At 65.7% G+C, this 25,785-nt stretch carries 27 protein-coding genes; 11 read left to right on the forward strand and 16 right to left on the reverse strand.

Annotation, left to right across the window (positions count from 1 at the left end; translation table 11 throughout):
• Positions 1-43 precede the first annotated feature (43 nt).
• Entirely contained in the window at positions 44-955 is a 912-nt protein-coding gene (locus J2P76_RS19820) for a LysR family transcriptional regulator (protein WP_207409565.1), read from the forward strand.
• A gap of 50 nt (positions 956-1,005) precedes the next feature.
• On the opposite strand, the gene J2P76_RS19825 is transcribed toward J2P76_RS19820, so the two are convergent.
• The 3 genes from J2P76_RS19825 to J2P76_RS19835 all read right to left on the reverse strand — a co-directional run bounded on the left by J2P76_RS19825 (position 1,006) and on the right by J2P76_RS19835 (position 4,007).
• Positions 1,006-1,980 (reverse strand): tripartite tricarboxylate transporter substrate-binding protein, encoded by a 975-nt coding sequence (locus J2P76_RS19825; protein WP_207409566.1) that lies wholly within the window; start codon positions 1,978-1,980, stop codon positions 1,006-1,008.
• Between the two features lie 79 nt (positions 1,981-2,059).
• Positions 2,060-3,019 (reverse strand): Bug family tripartite tricarboxylate transporter substrate binding protein, encoded by a 960-nt coding sequence (locus J2P76_RS19830; protein ID WP_207409567.1) that lies wholly within the window; start codon positions 3,017-3,019, stop codon positions 2,060-2,062.
• Positions 3,020-3,137: 118 nt separating this feature from the next.
• Entirely contained in the window at positions 3,138-4,007 is an 870-nt protein-coding gene (locus J2P76_RS19835; protein ID WP_207409568.1) for a TauD/TfdA dioxygenase family protein, read from the reverse strand.
• Between the two features lie 113 nt (positions 4,008-4,120).
• Between J2P76_RS19835 and J2P76_RS19840 the strand changes: the two genes are divergently transcribed.
• Positions 4,121-5,062: a LysR family transcriptional regulator gene (locus J2P76_RS19840; RefSeq protein ID WP_207409569.1), complete on the forward strand. Its 942-nt coding sequence runs from the start codon at positions 4,121-4,123 to the stop codon at positions 5,060-5,062.
• A gap of 49 nt (positions 5,063-5,111) precedes the next feature.
• Here the strand turns inward: J2P76_RS19840 and J2P76_RS19845 are convergent, their stop codons facing one another.
• From J2P76_RS19845 to J2P76_RS19875, 7 genes are all read right to left on the reverse strand, one after another.
• Positions 5,112-5,834 (reverse strand): amino acid ABC transporter ATP-binding protein, encoded by a 723-nt coding sequence (locus tag J2P76_RS19845; RefSeq protein ID WP_207409570.1) that lies wholly within the window; start codon positions 5,832-5,834, stop codon positions 5,112-5,114.
• Positions 5,835-5,849: 15 nt separating this feature from the next.
• Positions 5,850-6,542 carry an amino acid ABC transporter permease gene (locus J2P76_RS19850; protein WP_207409571.1) on the reverse strand — a complete coding sequence of 231 codons (693 nt, stop codon included), beginning with the start codon at positions 6,540-6,542 and terminating at the stop codon, positions 5,850-5,852.
• A gap of 6 nt (positions 6,543-6,548) precedes the next feature.
• Complete coding sequence (locus J2P76_RS19855; protein ID WP_207409572.1) at positions 6,549-7,253, reverse strand: amino acid ABC transporter permease; 705 nt, start codon at positions 7,251-7,253, stop codon at positions 6,549-6,551.
• A gap of 24 nt (positions 7,254-7,277) precedes the next feature.
• Positions 7,278-8,108 (reverse strand): ABC transporter substrate-binding protein, encoded by an 831-nt coding sequence (locus J2P76_RS19860; RefSeq protein WP_207409573.1) that lies wholly within the window; start codon positions 8,106-8,108, stop codon positions 7,278-7,280.
• A 19-nt stretch (positions 8,109-8,127) separates the two neighbouring features.
• Positions 8,128-9,357, reverse strand: a complete 1,230-nt coding sequence (locus J2P76_RS19865) for an aminotransferase class I/II-fold pyridoxal phosphate-dependent enzyme (protein ID WP_207409574.1) — start codon at positions 9,355-9,357, stop codon at positions 8,128-8,130.
• Positions 9,358-9,363: 6 nt separating this feature from the next.
• A complete protein-coding gene (locus J2P76_RS19870; RefSeq protein WP_207409575.1) occupies positions 9,364-10,035 on the reverse strand; it encodes an RraA family protein in 672 nt (223 codons plus the stop codon).
• Positions 10,036-10,288: 253 nt separating this feature from the next.
• A complete protein-coding gene (locus J2P76_RS19875; protein ID WP_207409576.1) occupies positions 10,289-11,161 on the reverse strand; it encodes a LysR substrate-binding domain-containing protein in 873 nt (290 codons plus the stop codon).
• 87 nt (positions 11,162-11,248) lie between these two features.
• On the opposite strand from J2P76_RS19875, the gene J2P76_RS19880 reads away from it, so the two are divergent.
• The 4 genes from J2P76_RS19880 to J2P76_RS19895 all read left to right on the forward strand — a co-directional run bounded on the left by J2P76_RS19880 (position 11,249) and on the right by J2P76_RS19895 (position 15,485).
• Positions 11,249-12,115, forward strand: coding sequence for an HpcH/HpaI aldolase/citrate lyase family protein (locus J2P76_RS19880; protein WP_207409577.1), 867 nt, complete (start codon positions 11,249-11,251; stop codon positions 12,113-12,115).
• A 1-nt stretch (position 12,116) separates the two neighbouring features.
• The gene (locus J2P76_RS19885; RefSeq protein WP_207409578.1) at positions 12,117-13,334 is read left to right on the forward strand and encodes a CaiB/BaiF CoA transferase family protein; all 1,218 of its coding nucleotides are present in this window, start codon (positions 12,117-12,119) and stop codon (positions 13,332-13,334) included.
• Between the two features lie 86 nt (positions 13,335-13,420).
• Entirely contained in the window at positions 13,421-14,404 is a 984-nt protein-coding gene (locus J2P76_RS19890; protein ID WP_207409579.1) for a Bug family tripartite tricarboxylate transporter substrate binding protein, read from the forward strand.
• 31 nt (positions 14,405-14,435) lie between these two features.
• Positions 14,436-15,485 carry a cyclase family protein gene (locus J2P76_RS19895; RefSeq protein ID WP_207409580.1) on the forward strand — a complete coding sequence of 350 codons (1,050 nt, stop codon included), beginning with the start codon at positions 14,436-14,438 and terminating at the stop codon, positions 15,483-15,485.
• A gap of 11 nt (positions 15,486-15,496) precedes the next feature.
• Here the strand turns inward: J2P76_RS19895 and J2P76_RS19900 are convergent, their stop codons facing one another.
• Positions 15,497-15,853 carry a nucleotide pyrophosphohydrolase gene (locus J2P76_RS19900; protein ID WP_207409581.1) on the reverse strand — a complete coding sequence of 119 codons (357 nt, stop codon included), beginning with the start codon at positions 15,851-15,853 and terminating at the stop codon, positions 15,497-15,499.
• Between the two features lie 197 nt (positions 15,854-16,050).
• Between J2P76_RS19900 and J2P76_RS19905 the strand changes: the two genes are divergently transcribed.
• The 4 genes from J2P76_RS19905 (at position 16,051) to J2P76_RS19920 (ending at position 20,674) form a co-directional block, all read left to right on the forward strand.
• Positions 16,051-16,611: a sigma-70 family RNA polymerase sigma factor gene (locus J2P76_RS19905; protein WP_207409582.1), complete on the forward strand. Its 561-nt coding sequence runs from the start codon at positions 16,051-16,053 to the stop codon at positions 16,609-16,611.
• A gap of 19 nt (positions 16,612-16,630) precedes the next feature.
• Positions 16,631-17,665, forward strand: a complete 1,035-nt coding sequence (locus tag J2P76_RS19910; protein WP_207409583.1) for a FecR domain-containing protein — start codon at positions 16,631-16,633, stop codon at positions 17,663-17,665.
• 273 nt (positions 17,666-17,938) lie between these two features.
• A complete protein-coding gene (locus J2P76_RS19915; RefSeq protein ID WP_207409584.1) occupies positions 17,939-20,257 on the forward strand; it encodes a TonB-dependent siderophore receptor in 2,319 nt (772 codons plus the stop codon).
• Positions 20,258-20,392: 135 nt separating this feature from the next.
• Positions 20,393-20,674: a peptidylprolyl isomerase gene (locus J2P76_RS19920; protein WP_207409585.1), complete on the forward strand. Its 282-nt coding sequence runs from the start codon at positions 20,393-20,395 to the stop codon at positions 20,672-20,674.
• Positions 20,675-20,722: 48 nt separating this feature from the next.
• Here J2P76_RS19920 and J2P76_RS19925 read toward each other — a convergent pair whose 3' ends face one another.
• Genes J2P76_RS19925 through J2P76_RS19935 form a run of 3 tightly spaced genes read right to left on the reverse strand, consistent with a single transcriptional unit; the run spans position 20,723 to position 23,435 of the window.
• Positions 20,723-21,697: a tripartite tricarboxylate transporter substrate binding protein gene (locus J2P76_RS19925; protein WP_207409586.1), complete on the reverse strand. Its 975-nt coding sequence runs from the start codon at positions 21,695-21,697 to the stop codon at positions 20,723-20,725.
• A 49-nt stretch (positions 21,698-21,746) separates the two neighbouring features.
• Positions 21,747-22,613, reverse strand: a complete 867-nt coding sequence (locus J2P76_RS19930) for an amidohydrolase family protein (RefSeq protein ID WP_242697625.1) — start codon at positions 22,611-22,613, stop codon at positions 21,747-21,749.
• 33 nt (positions 22,614-22,646) lie between these two features.
• Entirely contained in the window at positions 22,647-23,435 is a 789-nt protein-coding gene (locus tag J2P76_RS19935; RefSeq protein WP_207409587.1) for a class II aldolase/adducin family protein, read from the reverse strand.
• Positions 23,436-23,531: 96 nt separating this feature from the next.
• On the opposite strand from J2P76_RS19935, the gene gcvA reads away from it, so the two are divergent.
• Entirely contained in the window at positions 23,532-24,440 is a 909-nt protein-coding gene (gene gcvA, locus J2P76_RS19940; protein ID WP_207409588.1) for a transcriptional regulator GcvA, read from the forward strand.
• Here gcvA and J2P76_RS19945 read toward each other — a convergent pair.
• Positions 24,409-25,401 carry a Bug family tripartite tricarboxylate transporter substrate binding protein gene (locus J2P76_RS19945; RefSeq protein WP_207409589.1) on the reverse strand — a complete coding sequence of 331 codons (993 nt, stop codon included), beginning with the start codon at positions 25,399-25,401 and terminating at the stop codon, positions 24,409-24,411. The two genes, gcvA and J2P76_RS19945, sit on opposite strands and share 32 nt — an antisense overlap.
• Positions 25,398-25,694: a DUF3303 domain-containing protein gene (locus tag J2P76_RS19950; RefSeq protein ID WP_207409590.1), complete on the reverse strand. Its 297-nt coding sequence runs from the start codon at positions 25,692-25,694 to the stop codon at positions 25,398-25,400. Before J2P76_RS19950 ends, J2P76_RS19945 begins: the two co-directional genes overlap by 4 nt.
• Positions 25,695-25,785: the final 91 nt, after the last annotated feature.

A 25,785-nucleotide genomic window follows, 5' to 3' on the forward strand; every position in this document is an offset into this window, starting at 1 on the left:
AGCCCGCGCGGCGGTACGGCTCGGACAGCGGCGGAAACAGGCCATGATGCTGACCTTCAAGCAGATCGAGGCGCTTTACTGGGTGGTGCAGCTGGGCGGTTTCGCCAATGCGGCGGAACGGCTCAACACCACCCAGTCGGCCATTACCAAGCGCATCCAGGAACTGGAAACCAGCTTCAACATCCAGATCTTCGACCGCAGCGGCCAGAAGGCCACCCTGACCCGCACCGGCGAAGAACTGCTTGAAATGGCGGCCGACCTGCTCGGCCGGCGCGACCAGATGCTGCTGAAGATGAAGGGCTTCAAGCCCTTTTCGGGCTCGCTGCGGCTGGGTATTACCGAAATCACGGCGATGACCTGGCTGCCCCAGCTGATGCAGGCGCTGCGCACCTCGTTTCCCGAGCTGATCGTGCAGCCCAAGATCGGCATGGCCTGGCAGCTGCAGCAAAGCCTGCTGAACGGCCAGCTGGACATGGCGATCCTGCACTGGGAAATCCGCCATCCCTATCTGGAAATCGAGCCGATCGCGCAGGTGGATTTCGGCTGGGCCGGCAGCCCTGCGGTGATTTCGCCGGCCAGGGTGTACACGCCCGAAGACATCTCGCGCATGAACATCATCCGCCAGGACCCGGATTCTGCCCTGAACGCCATTTATGACGAATGGCTGGCGCCGTACACGTCGCAGTCGAACCTGTTCACCATCAACAGCCTGCAGGCCATGGTGGGGTTGACGGTGGCGGGGTTCGGCGTGGCCTGCATTGCCACCGGCTATTTTTCCGAGCTGTTCAAAAGCCGCAAGCTGGTGCTGGCGCGCACGACCAAGCCGATGCCCACGTCGATGTACTGCGCCATGTACGCCAAGCAGTCGAACCCCATGTTCTACCAGGAAATCGCGCGCATCGCGCGCGACGTGTGCGATTTTTCCCGGCCCTACGGCGGCGGGCTCAGCGCTTGAAGGGCGGGCCGTTGCCCGGGCTTTCGCGCCAATTGCCGCAATGCGGGGCCTCACTGCGGCAGCAGCCCCGCTTTCTGAATGACGGCACGCCACCTGTCATGGTCTTCATGCAGGAACTTCGCAAATTCCTGCGGCGTATCGTCTACGGGCTGCACGCCCATGCCTTGAATCCTGGCCTTCAGGCCTGAAGCAGACAGGGCTTTTGAAACGGCCAGCGACAGCTGCTCGACGACGGCATGCGGTGTTTCTTTTGGCGCCAGCAGGCCCAGCCATATCGCCGTGCTTTCAAAACCCGGGAAACCCGCTTCTTCCAGGGTGGGCACGCCGGGAAACTGCGGCAATCTTTGTTTGCTGGCAACGCCCAGGGCCCTGATCCTTTTTTCGCTGATTTGCTGCGCGATGCCTATGGTCGGATAGAACATGAAGGAAATCCTTCCCGCGATCACTTCCAGCAGCGCGGGAGCATTTCCCTTGAACGGCGCGTGCAGCATGGTGGTTCCCGTTGCCTGTTCCAGCATTGCGCCGGCCAGATGGCCCGATCCGCCCACGCCGGCGGATCCATAGCTGACCGTTCCCGGATGGGCGCGCGCCTGCTGGATGAGGTCGTCCAGGGAATGAAAGCGGGATTCATGGCCGGTGGCCAATACCAGCGGCAACACGCCCACCCGCGAGATGGGCGAAAAATCCTTGACCGGGTCATAGCCTGCCTGGCCGGGAGTCAGGATCGGGTTCACGACGTGCGACAGGGACGCCATCAACAGTGTGTATCCATCCGGCTCGGCCCGCAGGATCTCGTTGGTTGCAATCAGCGCATTGGCGCCCGCCTTGTTTTCCACGACGACAGGCTGCCCCAGGGATTTACCCATTTCCTGGGCCAGGGCGCGGGCAACAACATCGGCGGTGCCCCCGGCGGAATAGCCCACGATCAGCCTGATCGGTTTGGCCGGAAAAGGCGCCGCGCCGGATGCGGCGGGCAGGCCGGCACAGCCCAGTACGGCGGCCAACAGGCATGCAACGGTTTTCACTATGAGCCCCTTGCTGTGGATGCCATGGCGCCGGCCGCCGGCCGGGCCATTGCCGATGCGCGGTTTGATGATGGACGGCTCAAGACAGCTTCAGATCGAGTTCCTTGACCCAGTCTTTCCACTTCTTCAGATCGGTCTTTATTAATGCGGAGAAATCGTCGGGCGTTCCCGTCCCCAGGACCTGGAAGCCGATGTTGCCCAGCTTGGCGCGGATGTCGGCGTCGCCAAGCACGGCCCGCAACTCCTGATTCAGCCTGGACACAATGGCCTCGGGCGTTCCTGCCGGCGCAAGAATTCCGTTCCACGAGGTTATTGAAAAGCCGGGCACGGTGTCGCCGATGGCCGGCACGCCGGGCAACAGGTCGGTGGCGGTTCCGGCGACGGCCAGTGCCCGTATCTTCTGGTTTTTGATGTGGCCCAGGCCCGTCCCGAAATCAATGAAGTAGAACTGGGTTTCGTTGCTGATCAGCCCCAGCGCCGCCTTGGGACTCGACTTGTACGACACGCCGATCGCATTGAATCCGGCATCCCGGATGAATATCTCGCTGGCAACCTGCGCCGTGGGCGACGCATAGGCAAAAAACAGGTCCTTGGATGCCGACTTGGCGTGATCGATCAGTTGCCGGACCGACTGGACCGGCTGGTCGTTATTCACCACCAATGCAAAAGGCACCTCGCCAACCAGCAGGATCGGGGCAAAGCCCTTGACCGAGTCGTAAGGAATATCGTCGTAAAGCGCCGGGTTGACCGCAAGCGTGCCGCTTGTCGCCATCAACAGCGTGTAGCCGTCGGGCTCGGCCTTTGTCACGTAGTCTGTGCCGATGCGCCCGGTGGCGCCCGGCTTGGACTCGACAATGACAGTCTGGCCCAGGCGCTTGCCCAGGCCGTCGGCGACAATGCGCGCCACGCTGTCCGTGGCGCTGCCCGCCGCGAATGGCACGACCAGGGTAACCGGCTTGTCGGGATAAGCGGCTGCAGCCGTACAGGCGAACGAAAATCCAAGCGCCATCAACAGCCAGCGCGATAGGGCCTCTTTCATCTCTCCTCCGTTTCGTTTCAGGATTTAGTGTGATGGCGCGCCGCCCTCTTCTGGCGAAGCGGCGGCGCGATATTTTCCCTGACGCAAAAGGCCGCTTTAACGAGGCCTGAGGCACTGCCTAGAAAACCTGGGAGCCCGCCACGGTGGTCCGATGCATGCGCCGGCGCTGCGGCAGCGCGTAGTCCGCAATCGCTAGGTGCTGCGTGGCGCTGTTGTCCCACATAAGAACGTCGCCCTTGCGCCACTTATGGCGATACATGAACTTCTCTTGAGCGCAGTGCGCAAACAGCCGGCCGAGCAGCTTCTCGCCGTCGGCCTCCGGCAACCCGACGATTTCCGTTGTGAAACCCTCGTTCACATACAGGGATTTCCTGCCCGTGTACGGGTGCGTGCGCACCACCGGATGCACCACCGGCGGAACTTCGTTCTTCTGCTGTTCCGTCAGTTCTTGCCGCGCCTGATTGCTGGCCTTCATCTTGTGGTACCGCGCCTGGTAATGGTGGCGTGCTTGCAGGCCCTGCAGGTATGACTTCATTTCGTCGTCCATGGCCTCGAACGCCGCGACGGTGCTGACGAAGCATGTGTCGCCGTACGTTTTCTCCGCGGAAGGAGCCGGAATTTCCAGGGCATACAGCACGGAGCAACGGCTGGGATTGTTCTTGTAGGACAGATCGGTGTGCCAGTACTGGCCCGCGTCGCTGATGCCGATGCCGCGGCCATTTTCCTCGATATTCGAGATCACCAGGATCTCGGGGTGATCCGGCAGCAGGTATTGGCGCAAAACATGGATTTCCAGCTTTCCGAAGTGCTGGCTGAAGGCAATGTGCTCTCCTTCGCTGATATTCTGGCCGCGGAAAAGCAGCACGCTGTGCTCGTTGAAAGCGTCATCGAGCGCCCGTGCCGCCTCCGCGTCGAGGCGTTGGGAAAGATCGATATTCAGAACCTCGGCGCCAATCGAAGCGGCCAAAGGCTTCAATTCCAGTTTCATCACAGTCATCCTTTATGCCAAGTACTGCAGGTGCTGAAAGAGTGAGTCCGAGTGTAGGTACGCCTGTAATAAGAGTAAATTCAGAAGATATGATCTCGTGATAAACAGGGTTTATGATGAGCCGTCCAATATCTTCCCGACTTTCCAAGCTGCGAGTACGGCACCTGGCGCTGCTCGAGATCGTTGCCGAAAGCGGATCCCTGCGCCAGGCGGCGAATGCCCTGTCCGTCACGCAGCCGGCCGTGACCGCGATGCTGCACGAGCAGGAATCGCTATTGGGCGTAAAGCTGGTAGAGCGCGACCAGCAAGGCGCCCGCCTGACGCCGGCAGGCGAAGCCGTGCGCGAAAGGCTGCGCCTTGTCTTGAATGCGCTGCAGGGGGTTGAAGCGACATTTCTGGCAACGCCGCCCCGCCCGCATTTGCGCATAGGGGCGTTGTCGTTTGCCCTGCTCGACCTGATACCCAAAGTCCTGGCCACCCTGAGGCAGACGCGGCCCGACATTACTTTTGAATTCGTGGAAGGCACGGTCGAAGAAATGGTCGCCGGCATCGCGACCGGCGATTTCGACTGCGCCATGGGGCGCCTGGGTTCGGAGTTTCACGCCCTGCAAGGCAGCGACATCGAATTCAAGACCATATGCAATGTCCCGATGAAAATCGCCTGCGCGAAACACCACCCCATCCGCAAGCGCGCCAGCATCACCCTGGAAACACTGCAGCAGGAAGGCTGGATTCTGCTGCCGCAGGGCACGGGAGCCCGCCGGGTATTTGAACGGGCGTTTTCACAGAAAGGGCTGATTCCGCCCTTCCCGACGGTGGAATCGATGTCTTTCGTGTCCAATTTCCATCTGGCCGCGGCGACGAACCTGCTGACCATTTCAACAGCCACCGCCGTCGAGGAATACTGCCGATACGGCCTGGTTGCGCAGGTGGATATACAGTGGCCGGTCAGCCTGGCGCCGCTGATGTTCTTCGCGCGCAAAGATGCGCTGGAACTGGAGTCGGTGCAGACTTTCTACAAGTGCGTCGAGATGCACTCGAAAACGCTGCTTTGAACCCGCCAGGCCGGGCTGGATGCAGCCCGGCCCTCGCGTGGCGGCGGGCTCAGTGCCTGATATCGGCCAGGAACTTGCGCGCCCGGTCGGTCCGGGCCTGCGCGAAGAATTCTTCGGGCGGCGCCTGCTCGACGATGCGGCCGGCGTCCATGAACCATACCGTGTCGGCCACGTCGCGCGCGAAGTTCATTTCGTGCGTGACGCACACCATGGTCATGCCCTCGGCTGCCAGCGATTTCATGACCAGCAGCACCTCGTTGACCATTTCCGGGTCCAGCGCGCTGGTGGGCTCGTCGAACAGCATGATGCGCGGCTTCATGGCCAGCGCGCGGGCGATGGCCACGCGCTGCTGCTGGCCGCCCGACAATTCGCCCGGATAGGCCCCCGCCTTGTGGCCCAGGCCCACCCGTTCCAGCAGCGCCTGCGCGTGCTCGCGCGCCTCGGCCTTGCCCATGCGCTTGAGCATCACGGGCGCCATCATCAGGTTTTCCTGCACGCTCATGTGCGGAAACAGGTTGAACTGCTGGAACACGAAGCCGATGTGGCTGCGCATTTCGTCCAGCGACCCGCAGCGGTAGACGTCCACCCCGTCGACCAGGATGTTGCCTTTCTGGATGGGTTCCAGCCGATTGATGGTGCGGATCAGCGTGGACTTGCCCGACCCCGACGGCCCGCACACGACCAGCACTTCGCCCTGGCGCACCGTGGCATTGATGTTGTCCAGGGCGAGATAGTCGCCGTACCACTTACTGACGTTCTTGAATTCGATCATGGAAATACCTAGTGCCTATGCCGCCACGGTGCGCGTGCCGCCCATGCGGGTCTCGACCAGCTTGACGACCCCGGTAAGAATCACGTTCAACACGAAGTAGGTCAGCGCCAGCAGCGAGAACACTTCAAACGGCTTGGTCAGCAGCATGTTGTTGACCTGCGCCGCGGCGAAGGTCAGTTCGTGCACGCTGATGACGAAACCCAGCGAGGTTTCCTTCACCGTCGAGATGAACTGGCTGAGCATGCTGGGAATGGTGTTGTACAGCGCCTGCGGCAGCACGATCTTGCGCATGGCCTGCATGTGGCTCAGCCCCAGCGAACGGCCCGCCTCCATCTGCCCGGCGGGCAATGCCTGGATGCCGCTGCGGATGATTTCGGACAGGTATGCGCCTTCGTAGATGATCAGCGCGGCCGCCATGGTAGCCACGCCGCTGACGGTATTGCCGATCAGCAGCGGCAGGAAGAAGTACGCCCAGAAGATGAACATGATGAGCGGCAGCCCGCGCACCACGTACACCACCGCCGTCGCCGGCCAATAGAAAATCTTGTGCGAGCTGATGCGCCCCAGGGCCAGCAGCACCCCGATGGGAAACGCCAGTGCCAGGCTGACCAGGGCCAGTCCCACGGTGGCCACCAGGCCGCCCATGGGGCCGTTGGGCCACTGGCCCACCAGCAACAGCAGCCAGTTGTCGGAAAGTATGTCCAGCATGGCGGCTTACCGGGCTTTGGCCGCGTAAGCGGCCCGTTTGGATAGAAGCGCGCCGCCCAGCATCAGCAGCAGCGAAATCGCCAGGTACAGCACCGTAACCACCAGATAGGCCTCGAACGTCTTGAAGGTAGCCGATTCGATCTCGCGGCCCGCGCCGGTGAGCTCGACCAGGCCGATGGCCATGGCCAGGCTGGTGTTCTTGAACAGCAGCAGCGTCTGGTTGGTGAGCGGGGGAATCGAGATCTTGAATGCCTGCGGCAGTATCACCTTGCGCATGGCCTGCAGGTAGCTGAGGCCCAGGCTGCGCGCGGCTTCCATCTGGCCGCGCGGAATCGCCCGGATGGCGCTGCGCAGGTCTTCGCTGACGTAGGCAGCGGTGACCAGGCCGATGGCGATGGTGGCATAGAAGAATTCGCCGCCGATGATGTTGATGGCGTCATTGAGCGCCGGCGGCACGATGGCCGCCACGCCGAAGTACCACAGCAGGATGTGCACCAGCATGGGCACATTGCGGTGGAACGCCACATACAGCATGATCAGCCAGTTCAGCGCGCGCAGGTTCAGCATGCGCAGCACCGCCAGCAGGCTGCCCAGCGCGAAGGCCAGCAGCCATGCCAGCAGGGTCATTTCGAGGGTCGTCGCCAACCCTCCCAGGATCAGCGTCGGGTAGCCGTTACTGAGTAACGCACCGAAATCCAATGTGTAGTTCATAAGCAGCTACCCGCCCCGCCGGGCTCAACCCTTGATTTCTTCGACCTTGAAGACGCGCTTGGTCGGGAACTTGGTGTCCGGGCCGAACCAGCGGTCGAAGATGACCTGCATCTTGCCCGAGGCTTCCAGCCCGGACAACACCTTATTCACCTCGGTGCGCAGGCCGTCTTCACCCTTGGCCATGCCGATGCCCCAGGGCTCGACGAACAGCGGGTCTTCGATGATGTCGAGCTTGACGGGCGACGATTCGGCGTCCTGCTTGAACTTCAGCAGCATCAGTTCCGAGCCGACGAAGCCCGACACCTTCTTCTGCTGCAGCGCCATGAAAGCGGTCGGCGGGTCTTTGAAGGTAACCGTGGTCACGTCCGGGATCAGGCGCTTGGCGCCGGCTTCCGACGACGAGCCCGCCACGGCGCTGACGCGCTTGCCGGCCAGGTCGGCGTTGGTTTTCAGGGTGCCGGCATCTTCGCGGCGGATCAGGATTTTTTGCGGGCTGACATAGTGCTGGTAGCTGTAGTCGATCTGCTTGGCGCGGTCGGGGCTCCAGCCCAGGTTGGCGGCCACGACATCGACCCGGCCGCCGGCCAGTTCGGGAATGCGGGCGGCCACCGAAATCATCTTCACCTCCAGCTTCACGCCCAGGTGGTCGGCGATCGCCTTGCACAGGTCGATTTCGTAGCCGACGACCTGGCGGGTTTTCGGGTCCTGGAAGCTGAAGGGCTCGGACGTGCCCAGCGTGCCGCACACCAGCGCGCCGCGTTCCTTGATGTTGGCCAGCGCATCCGCATGCGCCACGCCGGCTATGCCCAGGCATGCCAGCAAGGGCACGGCCTTCAGAAGGTTCTTGAAGTTCATGGTTTTCTCCCGTGAAATGTTATTTAAGTTGGCTGCACGCCCAGGACAGCTTTTCGCAGCCGGCCCGGATCGTTTCCAGGTCGGTGGCGAAACTCATGCGCATGTAGCCGGGGTTGCCATAGGCGGTGCCGTCCAGGACGGCGACGCCGGCGGCGTCCAGCAGGTAATGCACGAAATCCAGGTCGTTCCCGATGGTCTTGCCGTCGGGGGTGCGCTTGCCGATGAAGCCCTGGATGTTGGGAAACACATAGAACGCGCCTGCCGGCATCGGGCACGACATCGATTCGATGCCGTTGAGCAGGCCCACGATGATGTCGCGGCGCTCTTTGTACAAGGCGATGATGTCGGCCACGCATTGCTGGTCGGCCGACAGCGCGGTGGCCGCCGCCATCTGGCAGATCTGGCTGGCGCACGACGTCGATTGCGATATCAGCGTCGAGATCGCCCGGGCCATCCAGGCGGGGCCGGCCGCGTAGCCGACGCGCCAGCCGGTCATGGCATAGGCCTTGGACACGCCGTTGACCAGCAGCACGCGCGGTGCCAGGCCGGGGCTGACGGCCAGCGGCGACACATAGCGGCCATCGTAGCAAAAGTGCTCGTAGATCTCGTCGACCATCAGCAGCACGTGCGGATGCCGCTCCAGCACGGCCAGCAGCGCCGCCAGCTCGGCTTCGGTGTAGATGGCGCCGGAAGGATTATTGGGCGCATTGAGCAGCAGCCACTTGGTGCGCGGCGTGATGGCGGCTTCCAGCGCCTGGGGCGTCAGCTTGAAGCCCTGGGCCTCGACGGTGGGCACGATGACCGGCTTGCCGTCGTTGAGCAGCACCATGTCGGGGTACGAGACCCAGTACGGCGTCGGAATGATGACTTCGTCGCCGGCGTCCAGCGTGGCCTGCAGCGCCGAGAAGATCAGCTGCTTGGCGCCGGTGCCCACCACCAGCTGGTCCAGCGAGAACGACAGGCCGTTCTCGCGGCTGAATTTCTGCTGCACGGCCACCAGCAGTTCGCGGATGCCGGACGACGAGGTGTACTTCACCGCCCCGCTTTCGATCGCCGCGATGCCGGCCTGGGCAATGTGCGCGGGCGTGCGGACATCGGGCTCGCCTATGGTGAAATCGATGATGGTCTTGCCTTCGGCGCGCAGGTTGTCGACTTTGCGCTTGGCCGCCATGCTGGGCGAAGGCTTGATGGCGCTCATGCGCCGGGCCAGGAATGCGGCCGGGTCTTGTTGCGTAAGGGTTGCGGTCATGACGGTCTACAGCAGGTTCTTCGCTTCCAGTACGGGGTGCAGCCAGCTCTGGCGCTCAGCGCCCGCGGCGATCTCGGCCATGATGCGTTCTTCCTTGGCGGCGTGCTCGCGCGCCTTTTGCACCAGGGTATCGGCCACGGCCACCGGGAACGACACGATGCCGTCCTCGTCGGCCACGATCACGTCGCCGGGCTGGATGACCTGGCCGCCGATGTTGACAGGCACGTTGACCTCGCCCGGGCCGTCTTTGTACGGGCCGCGGTGCACATGGCCGCGCGCATAGCAGGGAAAATCGTCGTTCTCGAAGGCGGCAACGTCGCGGATGGCGCCGTCCACGATCAGGCCCGCGCAGCCACGCTGCTGCAGGTAGCGCTTCATGATCTCGCCCACGCAGGCATTGGTCAGGTCGCCGCCGGCATCCACCACCAGCACGTGGCCGGGCTGGACCAGGGTCATGGCCTTGTAGATGAACAGGTTGTCGCCCGGCCGCGTCTTGACCGTCAGTGCGCTGCCCACCAGCTTGCCGCGCCGGTTGTAGCGGGCCAGCCCGACCACGCCGCGCTGGCGGTGCAGGTTGTCGCTCAGGTGCGGGGTCACAATGGGCTGCAGCGCGGCAGCCAGTTCGGCGCTAAGCACCGGCGGGGCGGAATTAAGGGTAAATGGCGATGGATTCTGCATGGGCTCGTACTCCAGGAGCAGCGATCATGCAAAAAACCCGGACAACTCAAAAGGGAATTAAACGCTTAAGTTCTTATTCCTTTAAGGAATGATTGTTTACACTCGCGGCGCGGCGAGGGGGCAGAACGCCAGTTTTATGATTGATAACAAGAGCTTACTGAAGCCGTAAGCAACTGCTCTGTGAGATTGCTGCACGGAATGCGGGCGCACCATTGCGAAGCAAATACGGGTAAGTCCTCATACGGCGTCGCTCTTACCCCCGGTATTCCTGCTCGGCAGCCTTCACGAACGCCTCAACCAATTGCATGCGCGGGCACGAGCGGGCCCAGATCAGGCCGAAGCGGCGCGGCTGGCAGGGCACGGGCAAGGGCAGGCTGATGACGTTCAAGCCCTGTTTCCACAGGTTCCAGGCATTGGGCACGATGGCCACGCCCAGCCCCTTGTTGACCATCAGGGCGATGGATTCGGTCGAGGCCAGTTCGTAGCGGTCGCGCGTGGCGATGCCCGACTTCTTCAGGTACTGGTCGATCAGGTTGCCGATCCAGCTGCCGGCTTCGTAGCGGATGAAGTCTTCGCTGTTGAGCAGGTCTTGCGCGCTGCGCCCCTGATGGCCGGCCGATGCCAGCAGCGAAAAATGCTCTTCGCGCAGCAGGCGCCACACCAGTTTCTTGGGCAGTTCGAACGGCGCTTCCAGGGCGATGGCCACATCCAGTTCGCCGCTTTCGACGCTGGCGTAGAACTCGGTGGACAGGCCGGCCCGGATGAAGACATGCAGGTGCGGGTAGCGCCTGGCCAGCGTGGCCAGGATGTTCGGCACGGTGCTGTTCAGCGAGGTATTGCCGGTGCCCAGGCGCAGTTCGCCGCGTATTTCGCGGGTGTGCGCCAGGGTCGCCAGTGAATCGACATCGTCCAATATTTTCTGCGATGTATCGAGAATGCGGTGGGCGGCTTCGGTCAGATGCACCGTTTTGCCCGAGCGCGCCACCAGGGGTGCGTTGACGTGCGCCTCCAGGGCACGGATCTGCTGCGCCACGGCGCCGTGCGTGATGTTCAGGCGGCGGGCGGCCTCGGCCATCGAGCCGTAACGATGGATGGCCAGCAGCGTGTGCAGGAAATGGGTGTTCACATCGTAGATTTTATATCTTCTGAAGCTAGATTAAACACAGCCGCGCGAGGCCCGGCGTCTCCATAATCGCTGCAACAAGGAGACCGCATGAGAAGCAAGCTGTTCGTACCGGCGTCCCGGCCGGAACTGTTCACCAAGGCGCTCAATAGCGCGGCCGACGCTATCAGCTTCGACCTGGAAGACGCCGTGCTGCCCGACCGCAAGGCCTATGCGCGCGAGCAACTGGGCCTGCTGCTGGATCAGCCCGCGGCGGCCCGGGCGGGCAAGACTCTGATCGTGCGGGTCAACGCCATGGACACCGGCCATTTCCTGGATGACCTGCGCGTGGCCTGCCGGGCCGGCATCGACATCGTCAATATCCCCAAGATCGAATCGCGCGACGGCCTGCTGGCCGGCATTGCACAGCTGGAACAGATCGAGCCGACGGTGCGCGGCGCGGACCAGGCGCCCGTGAAAGTGCTGGCCAATATCGAATCGCCGGCGGCCCTGCTGAACGCGGCGCAGATCGCCGGCGCGCACCCGCGGGTATGGGGCCTGCAGTTGGGCCTGGGCGACTTGTTCGAGCCGCTGGACATCGCCCGTTACGACGCCCCCAATGTGCATGCCGTCATGTTCGCGCTGCGCATGGCGGCGGCCGCCTCGGGCCGCGTGGTGCTCGATTCCGCCTATGCCGATGTCGCGAACGCGCAGGGCTATCGCGAAGAAGCCCTGCTGGCGCGGCGCGTGGGCTTTCTGGGCAAGACCTGCATCCACCCCGGCCAGATCGCCCTGGCCAACGAAGTATTCAGCCCCACCGAGCAGGAACTGGCGTGGGCGCGCAAGATTCTGGACGCCGAGGCGCGCAATGGCGCGAACGGCGCCTATCTGCTGGACGGCAAGATGATCGACGCCCCCTTCGTGCAGCGCGCGCGGCTGGTCCTGGCGCGGGCCGGGCAGCCGGCGGCGGGGAACTGACATGAGCCAGCCATCCGCACCCGCCGGCTCGGCCCCGCTGGCCGGCATCAAAGTCATCGACCTCAGCGCCTATATTGCCGGGCCGTATGGCGGCGCGCTGCTGGCCGACCTGGGCGCCGAAGTCATCAAGATCGAGCCGCCCGACGGCGACAACCTGCGCAAATATCCTTCTACCCTGGCCGCCGAAAGCCGCGCCTTCCTGGGCGTGAACCGCGGCAAGCGCGGCGTCTGCCTGGACCTGAAGCAGCCCGCCGGCCAGGAAATACTGCGGCGCCTGGCGCGGCAGGCCGACGTGCTGCTGCACAATTTCCGGCCCTCGGTGCCGGCGCGCCTGGGCATCGACTACGCGGCGCTCAGCGCGGTGAACCCGCGCCTGGTGTATTGCGCCATGACCGGCTACGGGCAAAGCGGCCCGCTGGCCGACAACGCGGGCTACGACCAGGTGCTGCAGGCGCGCACCGGCATCTGCGCGGCGCAAGGCATGGGCCAGGGCGGCCCCGAGATCGTGTATGGATCGGTGGTGGACTACTACGCCGCCGCCATGGTGTCCAACGGCATCACGGCGGCGCTGTACCAGCGCGAGCGCACGGGCCGCGGCCAGGAAGTGTCGGTCTCGCTGCTGGGCAGCGCGCTGGCCATGCAGTCGGCGCGCCTGGTCATGCAGCGGGACGAGCCGCGCGACATCAATCGCGACATGCGGTCGGGCGGCATCACCGGCATCCATCCCACCAAAGAAGGCCACCTGTACCTTTCTGCCAATACCGCGCACTTCTGGAAATCGCTGTGCACGCTGATCGGCATGCCCGGGCTGGCCGGCAACGAACGCTACGACTCGGTGAAGAAGCGCGCGGCCCACGCCGACGAGCTGATTCCCATGATCCGCCAGGGCCTGGCCGCCCGCACGGCGCTGGAATGGGAAGAGACCTTCGGGGTAGCGGTACCGTGCGCGGCGGTGCGCAAGGTGGAAGACATGTTCGACGATCCGCAGGTCGCCGCGCAGGGGTTCATCATGGACATGCGCCACTGCAAGGCCGGCGCCTACAAGGGCGTCGCCAACCTGATCAAGTTTGGCGAGCACCCCGAGGGCACGCGGCCCTATGGCGCGCCCGGCCTGGGCGAGCACAGCCGCGCGGTGCTGGCCGAACTGGGCCTGTCGCCGCAAGAGATCGATGCCGCGTTTGCAAGCGGGGCGGCCGCCGAACACGACACCGGCGCATGACGCCGCGAACGCGGCGCGCATGCGCCCCCAGGCAGTACCCATAAACAATCCGCCGGCGGGAACTGGCGAACTACGGAGACAAACCTATGCGTCATACCAAGAAAATGCTGAAAGCAGCCGCGCTTGCCTGCCTGCTGGGCCCGCTGGCGCAGCCCGCGATGGCGGCCCAGGACTACCCCGACAAGCCCATCACCATGCTGGTGCCTTACCCGGCCGGCCAGTCGGTGGATTTGCTGGCGCGCGTGATCAGCGACGGGCTGTCGAAGGTGCTGGGCCAGCCCATCATCGTCGAGAACAAGCCGGGCGCCGGCGGCACGCTGGGCACGGGCCTGGTGGCGCGCGCCGCGCCCGACGGCTACACGTTGGGCATGAGTTCCAGCGGCCCGCTGGGCATCGCCCCGCACCTGTTCAAGAACACCAACTACGATCCGGTGAAGGACTTCACCGCCATCATGAACGTTGCGGCCGTGGCCCAGACCATGGTGGTGTCGGCCAAGTCGGACATCAAGTCGGTGCAGGACCTGGTGGCGGCGGCCAAGGCCCAGCCCAACAAGCTCAACTTCGGCTCGCCGGGCAACGGCTCGACCAGCCACCTGACCCAGGAAATGTTCAAGCAGCGCGCCCATGTGCAGATGCTGCACGTGCCGTACAAGGGTGGTCCGGCCGCCATCACCGACCTGATCGGCGGGCAGATCGACGTGCTGTTCGAGGCATCGCCCACCGTCACGCCCTTCATCAAGCGCGGCGACCTGCGCGCGCTGGCGGTGACTACGCGCACGTCGATCCCGGCGCTGCCGCAGGTCAAGCCGCTGGCCAGCCAGGGCTACGATAACTTCGAAGCCGTGGGCTGGATGGGCATTATCGGGCCGGCCCACATGAAGCCGGAAGTGGTGCAGAAGCTGCACGCCGCGCTGGTCAAGACGCTGCAGGATCCCGCCGTGCGCGAAAAGCTCGATACCCAGGGCATGCTGACCGTCGGTGACACGCCGGAGCAGTTCGCCGCCTTCATCAAGAGCGAATCCGAGAAATGGGGCGCGGTGATCCGCAACGCCAATATCAAGGTTCAATGATCCCGCAGCAGCAGACCACTGGAGGACAGCCATGACTGGCGAACGCGGACAACAACGATGGAAGCACCGGCCGCCGGGGTCGAACTGGGGCGACTTCGGGCCCGACGACCAGCTGGGGCGCCTGAACCTGCTGACCCCGGAACGCGTCGCCGCCGCCGCGCGGGAAATCACCAGCGGGCAGCGCTTCTGCCTGAGCCTGCCGCTGGACTACCCGGGCGGCAACCTGCTGAACCCGTTCCGGTATCCGCCGCAGCTGCGCGCCACCACGCGCAAGGGCAAGTTCGCCTACAACATGGCGCACTGCTGCGAACACCCCGGCGTTACCGACGTGATCTGCGATGACTACGTCGTGCTGTACACGCAGTATTCCACCCAGTGGGACAGTTTCGCGCACGTGGGCTCGATGTTCGACGTGCACGGCACGGGCGAGCCGGTGCCGGTGTACTACAACGGCTATGCCGGCGGCGAGCACATCCAGGGCGCATCGCGCGCCGCCGAAGAAGGCGAGCACCAGCCGGTGCGCGCGGCCAGGCTGGGCATCGACAATTTCGCCGCCACGCCCATCCAGGGCCGCGGCGTGCTGGTGAACCTGCGCAAGCACTTCGGCGACGAGCGCCGCGAAGTCGGCTACGACGACCTGATGCAGGTGCTGCGGGCCGACCGGATCGCGGTCGAGCCGGGCGACATCCTGTGCCTGCACACAGGCTTTGCCGACGTGCTGCTGTCCATGCAACGCCAGCCCGACCCGCACGTGCTGCACGGCGCCTGCAGCGTGCTGGACGGCCGCGACGAACGCCTGCGCGACTGGATCCGCGACAGCCAGATCGCCGCGCTGGTGGCCGACAACTACGCGGTAGAGCGCCGTCCGCCGCAGGGGCCGCTGGGCATACAGGGCGCGTTCATGCCCATTCATGAACTGTGCCTGTTCAAGCTGGGCGTGCCGCTGGGCGAGCTGTGGTATTTGTCGGACCTGGCCGCCGCGCTGGCGGCGCAGGGGCGCAGCCGGTTCTTCCTGACCGCGCCGCCCTTGCGCCTGCCGGGCGCGGTGGGGTCGCCGGTGACGCCGGTGGCCACCCTGTAAGGCGGCTGCGCCTAGCGCAGGTGCCTGGGCAGGGCGTCGCCCACTGGGTACTTCTGCCGGTTCACCTCGATCTTGTGGATGATGGCTTCGTTCATGTCGACGCCCAGTTCCATGGCCAGGCGCACCAGGTACAGCATGACGTCGGCCAGCTCGTCGCGCACGGCCCGCGCGGTGCGGGGGTCTTGCGCGACGCGCCGGGATTCGGCTTCGGTCAGCCACTGGAAGATCTCGACCAGCTCGCCCACTTCGCCGGTCAGCGCCATCGCCAGGTTCTTGGGCGCGTGGAACTGGTTCCAGTCGCGTTCGTCGGCGAATTTCTGCAGCACGGCTTCAAGCGGCTTCAGGTCGATCAGTGGGGTGGCATTCATGGCGTGCTTCCAGCAGGGTCAGTGGCTGATCCGGCCAGTGTAGCGGCTGCCGCCTACGGGAAAACCCGTGTGGCGGCCATGCCTCGCCCCGGTAAAGACTGGCCCGCCCGCGGCGGCCAACACTTCAAAACAAGAACTATTTCCATTACCATCTAGGCGCACCCTCTTTATTGAGGACTCCCCAAGAGAGTTCGACCGTGGACGCCGCGCCTTCCCTTTTGCTTTCTTCGCCGTCGATCGATACGCTGTACGCGGATCATCACGCCTGGCTGCGGGCCTGGCTGCAACGGCGCCTGGGCAACGCCGCCGATGCGGCGGATCTGGCGCATGAAGCGTTCCTGCGCCTGATTTTGAAGCCGGCCTCGCGCGGCTTCGGCAGCCCGCTCGAGGCCCGGGCGTATTTGCGCGCCATGGCGCAGGGCATGTGCATCAACCTGTGGCGCCGCCGCGAAATCGAGCAAGCCTGGCTGGACACGCTGGCCGCCCAGCCGCAGGGGTACGCGCCGTCGGCGGAACGCCAGGCCATTGTGCTCGAGGCCCTACAGGAAATCGCCGAGCTGCTGCACAGCCTGCCCGGCAAGGCGGCGCAGGCGTTCCTGATGTCGGCCGTGTGCGGCATGACCGCGGCGGACGTGGCCGGCGAACTGGGTGTGTCCTCGCGCATGGTGCGCAAGTATGTGGCCCAGGCCATGCTGCGCTGCATGCAGGCCCAGGCCGTGCAGACGGCCGCCGCGCTGCGGCATGCGCCGCCGCTGTGACATGGCCGGGCCCTGATCCATGTCCGCCGATTCCGCATTTCCGGCCGCACCTGGCGACGACGCCCGGCCTTCGCACGCCGTGATGGAGCACGCGGCGCAATGGTATGCGCTGCTGATTTCGGGCGAAGCCAGTGCGGCCGACCAGGCGCGCTGGCAGGCCTGGCTGGCTTCGCACCCGCATCATCGACAGGCCTGGCAATACGTCGAATCGGTCAGCCAGCGCGTGCTGGCGCCGCTGCAAAGCACGCCCGACCCGCGGCAGATGGCCGCCAAGGTCGGTGCCGTGCACGCGCGCGCGCGGTCGCGCCGCCGGGTGCTGGCGGGCATCGGCGCGCTGGCCGGCGCCGGGTTCCTGGGCTGGGCGGCCCGGCCCGGATCGCCGGCGGCCGCGGCCATCGCCGCCTGGACGGCGGATTACCGCACCGGCACGGGCGACATACGCCGCTTCACGCTGGCCGACGGATCGCAGGTCTGGCTGAATACCGCCAGCGCGCTCAACGCCGACATGCGGGCCGGCCTGCGCAGGCTGACCCTGGCCGCGGGGGAAATCCTGGTGTCCACCGCCCAGGGCGACGCCCGGCCTTTTGTCATCGACACGCCGCAGGGCCGCATGCGCGCCCTGGGCACGCGCTTCACGGTGCGGCGAGAACCGGCCCGCACTTTCCTGGCGGTATACGAAGGCGCGGTGGAGATACGCACCGCCGATACCGGCGCGGCCGGCGTCGTTCCGGCCGGCCGGCAGACCTGGTTCGATGCCGGCCGCATCGCCGCCGGCGCCCCCGCCGACGCCGCGCGCGAAGCCTGGACCCGCGGCGAACTGATCGCCTGGGATCTTTCCCTGGCCGATGTCATCGGCGAACTGGGCCGCTACCATGCGGCCCACATCAGCCTGGCGCCCGATGTCGCGCAACGGCGCGTGTTCGGCACGTTTCCGCTGCGCGACGTAGACGGCGCCCTGGCCATGCTGGCGGAAGCGGCTTCATTGCAGGTGCGCCGGCCCTGGCCATGGTGGATATCGGTCAGCGCCCGCACGGCGCAGGCGCCGTCCACATGAATTTTCCAAAAACAGTTCCGCTTTTTGCCTTCTCGATTGATTAGGGAATAGAGAGGGTCGCATTGCCGGGCGGCGCGCCGCGCGCGCACCGGCGGCTGGCCTGCTATTTACCATCATCGTTGAAAGGAATACGTCATGTACCGGCGTTTATCGCATGCCCTGCCCCCGGCCCGCGCCGGGCAGCCAGCCCCAGCACTGCGCCACGCGCCGTCTGGCCCGGCCGGGCTGGCGCCGCGGCCCCTGGCGGCATGGGTGCGGACAGCGGCAGCGTCCGTGGCCATCGCGGCCGGCGCCTGGATGGCGCCCGGCCAGGCCGGCGCGGCCCAGGCGCCGGCGCCGGCCGCCGCCGCGCAGCACAGCTATGACATCCCCGCCGGCCCCCTGCGCACGGTGCTGACGCGCTTCGCCAGCGAAGCGGGCATTTACCTGGCCGGCTCGATCGAACTTGCCAACGGCAAAAACAGCCCCGGCCTGCAGGGCAATTACACAGTCGCGCAGGGCCTGGCCCGCGTATTGGCCGGCACCGGCCTGCAAGCGGTTCCCGATACAAACCGGCGCTACGTGCTCAAGCCGCTGCCGCCGGCCAGCGTCAGCGAACTGCCGGCCGTCACCGTTACGGGCCAGTCCGAATTCGCCACCGGCCCGGTGATGGGTTACATGGCGCAGCGCAGCGCCACCGCCACGAAAACCGACACCCCCATCGTGGAAACCCCGCAGTCGATCTCGGTGGTCACCGCCAACCAGATCCGCGACACGGCTTCCAACACGCTGGACCAGGCGCTGACCTACAGCGCGGGCGTGCGCACTTCCATCTACGGGGCCAGCACGCGCATGGACACAGCCCAGGCGCGCGGCGTGGAAATCGAGGACATCTTCTTGGACGGCCTGAAAGACCGGGTGAACTTCTGGACCAGCACCCCGCGCGTCGAGCCTTACCTGATGGAACGCATGGAAGTGCTGCGCGGGCCGTCATCCATGCTGTATGGCCAGGGCGGCACGGGCGGGCTGATCAACAACGTCAGCAAGCTGCCCCAGGCCGAGGCGCAGCATGAAATCGGCGTGCAAGTGGGCAACCACGATGCGCGCCAGCTGCAGGCGGACCTGACCGGCCCGCTGACCGAAGACGGCACCTGGCTGTACCGGCTGGTGGCCCTGGGCCGCGAAAGCGGAACGCAGGTCGACTACGGCCAGGACGACCGCCAGCTGATCGCCCCGTCGCTGACCTGGGCGCCCAGCGCCAGAACTGAGCTGACCCTGCGGCTGAAATGGCAAAAAGACCGGGCCAGCGGCGATTCGGGCAGCACCCTGCCCTGGGAAGGCACCATTCTGCCCAACCCCAACGGCCGCATCTCGCGGCATACCTTCGTGGGCCAGCCGGGCTACGACCGCTTCGACGCCGACAGCATGCAGGCGGGCTGGTCGTTCCGCCAGGAGCTTGGCGAAAACTGGACGTTCCGGCAAAGCACGCGCTGGACGGACAACAAGACCGACTACGGCGCCTTCGACGTGTACGCGCCATATCTGGACGCGGATCAGCGCATGCTGGACCGTGCGGCCTATTTCTGGAAGCACCACACGCAGATCCTGGCAACCGACCAGAACCTGGTGGGCAAATTCTCGACCGGCTCAGTGGCGCACCAGATGCTGGTGGGCGTGGACTTCCTGCGCTACCGAGATTCGGGCTCGGGCGTCGACGACTACACCGGCCTGGACCCGATCGACGTCTACAACCCCATTTACCAGGTGGGCTACCAGCCCCCGCCCCGCGAGCCCATCGCAACCAACGGCATCAAGCAGCTGGGGGTCTATATCCAGGACGAAATGCGCTGGCGCAACTGGATTCTGCTGGCCGGCTGGCGGCACGACGAGGCCAAGAACTGGGAAGACGGCGCCGACGACCGCAACGACCGGGCCGATTCCATGCGCTTCGGCCTGATGTACGAGATCGTGCCCGGACTGCTGCCGTACATCAGCTACGCCGAGTCGTTCCTGCCCCAGGCCAATACCAGCTATGGCCAGCGGCTGAGGCCCCTGCGCGGCAAACAATGGGAAGCCGGCGTCAAGTATGAGCCGCCCGCGCAAGACTGGCGCGCATCGGCCGCCGTATTCGAACTGCGCGAAGTCAACCGCACGGTGGAAGTTTCCGAAACGCAGGTTTCGCAGCGCGGCAAAACCCGCAACACCGGCCTGGAACTGGAATGGGTAGGCTCCATTACTCCGCGGCTGGACATCAACGCCAGCTTCACCTACCTGAACGTCGACAAGGAACTGACCGGCGTACCCAAGCGCCAGGCCGCCCTCTGGAGCACCTATAAATTCTCGCTGGGCAACATCGACGGCTTCACCGTCGGCGCGGGCGTGCACTATGCCAGCAGCTTCGTGGACGAATCCGGCGACGTCGCCGACGTGCCCCGAACCCCTTCGGTAACCTTGCTGGACGCCATGCTGGCCTGGGAAAACCGCAGCTGGCGCGTCGCCCTCAACGCCAGCAACCTGACCGACAAGGCCTATTTCTCGCAGTGCTGGTCATGGGGCGCCTGCGCCTACGGCCCCGGCCGGCTGGTCACCCTGACAACCTCTTACCGCTGGTAGCAAGGCATTTCGCGCCAATCGCGCAGGTGTCTGACTCCGCAGGTGTCAGACACCCGGCCGACCCAAATACCGCGTTTTACTGAAACCCCAGACTAGTGCAATATGGCGTTTTGCATTCAAGAAAGGAGTCATTCCATGGCCCAAGCTACCGCACGCCACATCCTGGTTTCCACCGAAGCAAAGTGCAACGAGCTCAAGGCCGCCATCGAAGGCGGCGCCGACTTCGCCCAGGTGGCGCGTGAAAACTCCAGCTGCCCCTCGGGCCGCGACGGCGGCAACCTGGGCACGTTCGGCCCCGGCCAGATGGTCAAAGAATTCGACACCGTCGTGTTCAGCGCGCCGGTCAACGTGGTGCAAGGCCCGGTGAAAACCCAGTTCGGCTACCACCTGGTCGAAGTCACCGACCGGCAAGACTAAAGCCCCGCCGGCGGCGCGCCCCCGTGCGCCCCGCCGGCCCGCATGGCCTTACGTTCCCGCGGGGCGGCCCTGCGCAATGCCGCGGTATTTCTGCGCCGCCTGCTTCAAATAGTCGCCGAACGCCTGCGGGCTGCCGCTGACTTTCACCTCTATCCCCTGCCCTGCCAATTGTTCGCGCAACGCGGGCTGCGCCAGCACCCTGCCGATTGCCTGGTGCAGTTGCGCCACAATCGGCGCGGGCGTGCCGGCCGGCGCCAGAATCGCATTGAACGTCACATCTTCATAACCCGGCAGGCCCGATTCCGCGATGGTGGGCACATCGGGCAGCAGCACCGAGCGCGTGGCCGTGGTTACCGCCAGCGCGCGCAGCTTGCCGCTCTTGATGTACGGGCTGGACGTGCTGACCTGGTCGAACATAGTCATTACCTGCCCGCCCACCACGTCGGTCAGCGCCTGGCCGTTGCCCTTGTAGGCCACGCCCAGCATCTCGATGCCCGCCTGCCGGCTGAACAGCTCGGCGGCAATATAGCCCGTGGAACCGATGCCCGATGACGCGAACGACACCTCGCCCGGCTGCGCGCGTGCGCGCTCGATCAGCGCCTTCACCGTGTGCTGCGGCACGGCCGGATGCGCCACCAGCACCATGGGAATCTGGCAGGTCTGGGTAACGGGCGCGAAGTCTTTCAGCGGGTCGTAGCCGGCGTTGGGCACGAAAGCCGGCGCCGAGACAAAGGTATTGGCCACCGCCAGCAGCGTATAGCCGTCGGGTTCGGCGTGCGCCACGTCGCGGGTGCCGATCAGCCCGCTGGCGCCCGGCTTGTTCTCGACAATGACGGACTGCTTCAGCTCTTCGGACAGGCCCTTGGCGATCAGCCGCGACACCAGGTCCACGGTGCCGCCCGGCGCCAGGGGCACCACGACGCGTATGGGTTTTTCGGGATAGGCTGCGGCGGCCGGCCGCGGGCCGGCGGCACAGGCCGCGCCGGCGGCCAGCGCCGCCAGCGCAAGTAAGCGCATGGTCATGAGTCTCTCTCCGTATGGTGGATATCGTTGTGGATCGCGGCCGGCCGCATCAGCCGAAGCCGTACAGCCGCGCCGGGTTGTCCGCCAGTATCTTGCGGGCGCGCTCGGGGCTGCCGGCCCATTCCAGGCAGCGGGCCAGCGCGCGGCGGTTGTCTTCCTGGCGGAACGGGGTAATGCCATCGATCGACAGCGGACCGCCGGCCGCCGAGCCGGGGTGCGGCCAGTCGGACCCCCACAGCATGCGGTCGGGGTTGGCATCGATCAGCGCGCGCGCCAGCGGCGCCGCGTCGGCGTAGTCGGGCTCGCGCGAGATGCGGTACGGGGCCGACAGCTTCACATACACGCGGCCGGCGGCCACCGCATCCAGCAGGCGGTCCAGGCCGGGCTGCGCCAGGCCCAGCCCGGCCTGCGCGCGGCCGAAATGATCGACCACCAGCGTGGCCGGCAGGCCGGGCAGGCTGTCGGCCAGCGCCGCGAAGGTGGCCAGGTTGGTATAGGTTTGCACATGCCAGCCCAGCGGCGCCACGCGCTCGGCGGCGCGCTGCAGCTTGCGCCGCGCCACCGCCGGGTCGTGCTCGCCGGCGGTTTCCAGGTTGACCCGCACGCCGCGCACGCCGGCCTGCTGCATGGCGGCCAGCGCCGCGTCGGTGGTGCTGTCGTCGATCACGGCCACGCCGCGCCCGGCGCCGTCCAGCCGCGCCAGCGCGTCCAGCAGGCAGCGGTTGTCGGCGCCATAAGGGCTGGGCTGCACGATGACGGTGCGCGCGATGCCCAGCTCGCGATGCAGGGCCGACAGCTCAGCCAGGGGCGCGTCGGCCGGGGTGTAGGTGCGCGCCGGGTCGTACGGGTACTGCCGGGCGGGGCCGAACACGTGCACGTGGCAGTCGCACGCGCCCGCGGGAATATCGAAAGGCATGAAGGCGGTCTCCGGTAGGCGGTCGAAGGGCAATCAACTGGCATACGGCGGATAGCCGCCCGGTTCGGCATCCAGCAGGCGCAGCATGGCGTGCCATTCCAGTTCGCCATAGGGCCGGCGCGTGCCGGGCTGGTACAGGTGGGCCGAACGCTGCAGCACGGCCTCGTCGGGCAGCAGCACCTGATCAATGCCCGCCGCCATGGCGTCGACCTGCGTGCGGCAGGCCATTTCCAGCTGGTACATCAGGTTGAAAGCCTGCGCGATCGACGCGCCGCACACCAGCAGGCCGTGATTGCGCAGAATCATCGCATTGTGCGGGCCCAGGTCCGCCACCAGGCGTTCCTGTTCGGCCAGGTCGACGGCCGGCCCCTCGAACGCGTGGTAGGCGACGTGGCCATGAAAGCGCGACGCCGTCTGCGTAATGGGCAGCAGCCCCTGGCGCATGGCCGACACCGCCATGCCCGCGCGGGTATGCGTATGGATCACGCAATGCACATCGGCGCGCGCGCGGTGAATGCAGCCATGGATGACATAGCCCGACTTATTGATGCCGTAATCGGTATCGGGCTTGTGGCGGATGTTGCCGTCGTAGTCGATCTCGACCAGGCTGGACGCGGTGATCTCTTTGTACAGCAGGCCGTACAGATTGATGAGCAGGCGGTCGGGCTTGCCCGGAATCTGCGCCGTGATGTGGTTGTAGATCATGTCGGTCATGCCGTAGCGGTCCATCAGCCGGTAGCAAGCCGCCAGGTCTTTGCGCGCCTGCCACTCGGCCTCGCCGACCTGGCCTCGCAGCGAAGGAAATTCAGTGCTGTATCGCATATTCACCTGCAAACTCCTCGTCAGGCATAATAAAAACTAATCTTTGAAGAATAAGTCGCGCCGCGCGGCACGCCGCCGCGCCGCGGAGGCCCGCGCATGAATCCGCAACTGCCGCCCTTGAACCCGCTGCGCGTATTCGAAAGCGCCGCCCGCCACTTGAGCTTTACGCGCGCCGCGCAGGAACTGCATATCACCCAGGGCGCGGTCAGCCACCAGATCAAGGCGCTGGAAGCGTGGCTGGGCTTCAGCCTGTTTGAACGGCGCGCGCGCCAGCTGCAGCTGACGCGCGGCGGCGAACTGTATGCCGCCGCGCTCAGCGGCGCTTTTGCGCAGATCGTGCGCGCCACGCAAGACCTGGTCTCGACCGGCGCCAAGCAGGTGCTGACGGTGCGCGGCCATACCACGCTGTTCCTGCGCTGGCTGATCCCGCTGCTGCCGGCCTTCCAGTCCGACCATCCCGATATCAACGTGCGGCTGGCCGCCAGCGTGGAAGGCGTGGACTTCAAACGCGACAACGCCGACGTGGGCATCGTGTACGGCGACGGCCCCTGGGAGGGCCTGCGCAACGACCTGCTGTTCAGCGACGAGCTGACGCCGGTCATGGCCCCCGAACTGGCCGCGCGCCTGCCGCGCCCCTGTACCACCGCGGCGCTGCTCGAGCTGCCCCTGCTGCATTCGAACCGGCGCCCGCAACACTGGCCCGACTGGATCCGGCTGGCGGGCGCCTCGCGGGGCCTGGCGGTGGGAGACATGTATTACGAAGACCTCAGTGTGATTTATCAATGCGCCGCCGAGGGCCTGGGCGTGGCGCTGGGCCAGCTGCGCTACCTGGAAAAAGACCTGGCCCAGGGCCGGCTGGTGGCGCCGCACCCGCTGGTGCTGCGACGCCGGCGCGGCTACCACCTGGTGTGCCCCGCAGCGCGCGCCGACGATGGCAAGGTGGTGTGCTTCCGCAAATGGCTGCTGGCGCGCGCTACTGTGCCCGTATCCCTCGTTCCTGGATGATCTTGCCCCACTTGGCCCGCTCGTCGCGGATAAGCCGGCCGAACGCCTCGGGCGTGGTGCCCGCCGGCACGGCGCCCATGGCGCTCAGCCGCTCGCGCACCGCGGGCTCTTGCAATACCTGGCGTACGGCCGCGTTGAGCTTGCCGATGCGCTTGGCGGGCGTGCCGGCCGGCGCAAGCAGCCCGAACCAGTTGGTGAAGCTGTAGCCGGGCACCCCCGCCTCGGCCAGGGTGGGCACCTGGGGCAGCAGCGGCGAACGCTGGCTGGCCAGCACGGCCAGGGCGCGCAGCTTGCCGCTCTGGATGTAGGGCAGCGCCTGCACCAGGCTGTCGAACGTCAGCGACACCTGCCCGCCGATCAGGTCGGTAAAGCTGGGGCCGCTGCCCTTGTACGGAATGTGCGCCAGCTTCACCCCGGCCATGTCGTTGAACAATTCGCCCGCCAGGTGGGGCGCGCCGCCCACACCCGACGACGAATAATTGATCTGCCCCGGCTTCTGCTTCGCCAGCGCGATCAGCTCTTTCACGTTGTGTACCGGCAATTTCGGATTCGCGACCAGTACGAAGTTCACATCGACCACATTCGAAATGGGCGCCAGGTCCCGCGACGGATCGACATCCATCTTGTACAGGTGCGGGTTGATCGACATATTGCCCAGCGTGGCCATGAAAATGGTGTAGCCGTCGGGCGCCGAGCGCGCGGCGATCTCCGTGCCGATCACGCCGCCCGCGCCGCCGCGGTTGTCGACGATGACCTGCTGGCCCCACAGCGCCGTCAGCCGTTCGGCAATCAGGCGCGCCACGATGTCGGTGCCGCCGCCGGCGGGAAAGGCCACGATCATGCGCACTGGCTTGTCTGGAAACGCGTCTTCGGCGTGCGCGGCCGGCGTACAGGCGGCGGCCCCGGCGGCCAGCGCCAGCCGGCCCGCCTGCCGCAGCCAGGCCCGGCGGCCGGAGTTCATGCCGGTTCTCCGGCCTGGGTGGCCAGGAATGCCTTGGCCGAATCTTCATCCAGCAGCGGGTACACGTCGAAATGCGCTGGAATGATGTCGGCCCATTCGTTCATGTAGCGATGCAGGGTCAGGTTGGAGTCGACATCGAACAAGGCCACCGCGCCGCGCCCGGCGCGCGCGTATACGGACCTGGCCTGGCCCGACTGCAGCAGCGGCCGCATCCAGTCCCAGTAGCGGCTGCGCGAATCGATCAACGTGGAAGGCCGTTCGGGCCGGGGCGTGCTGATGACGAGAAATAGCATGGTGTCTCCTGTGGTTTTGCAAAATGGTAGGAGCCGCCCGCGGTTTGATACAGCGACGATATCTCACGTATGCATGAGGAAAAATAATCTT

Origin of the sequence: Bordetella petrii (assembly GCF_017356245.1) — a bacterium.
GTDB lineage: Bacteria > Pseudomonadota > Gammaproteobacteria > Burkholderiales > Burkholderiaceae_B > Bordetella_A > Bordetella_A petrii_D.

Bases quoted from the DNA above. Each gene is read 5' to 3' on its own strand.
- J2P76_RS19820 (WP_207409565.1), top strand. From the start codon at position 44: ATGATGCTGACCTTCAAGCAGATCGAGGCGCTTTACTGGGTGGTGCAG.
- J2P76_RS19840 (WP_207409569.1), top strand. From the start codon at position 4,121: ATGATGAGCCGTCCAATATCTTCCCGACTTTCCAAGCTGCGAGTACGG.
- J2P76_RS19925 (WP_207409586.1), bottom strand. From the start codon at position 21,697: ATGACCATGCGCTTACTTGCGCTGGCGGCGCTGGCCGCCGGCGCGGCC.
- J2P76_RS19850 (WP_207409571.1), bottom strand. From the start codon at position 6,542: ATGCTGGACATACTTTCCGACAACTGGCTGCTGTTGCTGGTGGGCCAG.
- J2P76_RS19920 (WP_207409585.1), top strand. From the start codon at position 20,393: ATGGCCCAAGCTACCGCACGCCACATCCTGGTTTCCACCGAAGCAAAG.
- J2P76_RS19880 (WP_207409577.1), top strand. From the start codon at position 11,249: ATGAGAAGCAAGCTGTTCGTACCGGCGTCCCGGCCGGAACTGTTCACC.
- J2P76_RS19860 (WP_207409573.1), bottom strand. From the start codon at position 8,108: ATGAACTTCAAGAACCTTCTGAAGGCCGTGCCCTTGCTGGCATGCCTG.
- gcvA (WP_207409588.1), top strand. From the start codon at position 23,532: ATGAATCCGCAACTGCCGCCCTTGAACCCGCTGCGCGTATTCGAAAGC.
- J2P76_RS19890 (WP_207409579.1), top strand. From the start codon at position 13,421: ATGCGTCATACCAAGAAAATGCTGAAAGCAGCCGCGCTTGCCTGCCTG.
- J2P76_RS19835 (WP_207409568.1), bottom strand. From the start codon at position 4,007: ATGAAACTGGAATTGAAGCCTTTGGCCGCTTCGATTGGCGCCGAGGTT.
- J2P76_RS19895 (WP_207409580.1), top strand. From the start codon at position 14,436: ATGACTGGCGAACGCGGACAACAACGATGGAAGCACCGGCCGCCGGGG.
- J2P76_RS19910 (WP_207409583.1), top strand. From the start codon at position 16,631: ATGTCCGCCGATTCCGCATTTCCGGCCGCACCTGGCGACGACGCCCGG.
- J2P76_RS19935 (WP_207409587.1), bottom strand. From the start codon at position 23,435: ATGCGATACAGCACTGAATTTCCTTCGCTGCGAGGCCAGGTCGGCGAG.
- J2P76_RS19845 (WP_207409570.1), bottom strand. From the start codon at position 5,834: ATGATCGAATTCAAGAACGTCAGTAAGTGGTACGGCGACTATCTCGCC.
- J2P76_RS19945 (WP_207409589.1), bottom strand. From the start codon at position 25,401: ATGAACTCCGGCCGCCGGGCCTGGCTGCGGCAGGCGGGCCGGCTGGCG.
- J2P76_RS19885 (WP_207409578.1), top strand. From the start codon at position 12,117: ATGAGCCAGCCATCCGCACCCGCCGGCTCGGCCCCGCTGGCCGGCATC.
- J2P76_RS19870 (WP_207409575.1), bottom strand. From the start codon at position 10,035: ATGCAGAATCCATCGCCATTTACCCTTAATTCCGCCCCGCCGGTGCTT.
- J2P76_RS19950 (WP_207409590.1), bottom strand. From the start codon at position 25,694: ATGCTATTTCTCGTCATCAGCACGCCCCGGCCCGAACGGCCTTCCACG.
- J2P76_RS19855 (WP_207409572.1), bottom strand. From the start codon at position 7,253: ATGAACTACACATTGGATTTCGGTGCGTTACTCAGTAACGGCTACCCG.
- J2P76_RS19865 (WP_207409574.1), bottom strand. From the start codon at position 9,357: ATGACCGCAACCCTTACGCAACAAGACCCGGCCGCATTCCTGGCCCGG.
- J2P76_RS19930 (WP_242697625.1), bottom strand. From the start codon at position 22,613: ATGCCTTTCGATATTCCCGCGGGCGCGTGCGACTGCCACGTGCACGTG.
- J2P76_RS19830 (WP_207409567.1), bottom strand. From the start codon at position 3,019: ATGAAAGAGGCCCTATCGCGCTGGCTGTTGATGGCGCTTGGATTTTCG.
- J2P76_RS19900 (WP_207409581.1), bottom strand. From the start codon at position 15,853: ATGAATGCCACCCCACTGATCGACCTGAAGCCGCTTGAAGCCGTGCTG.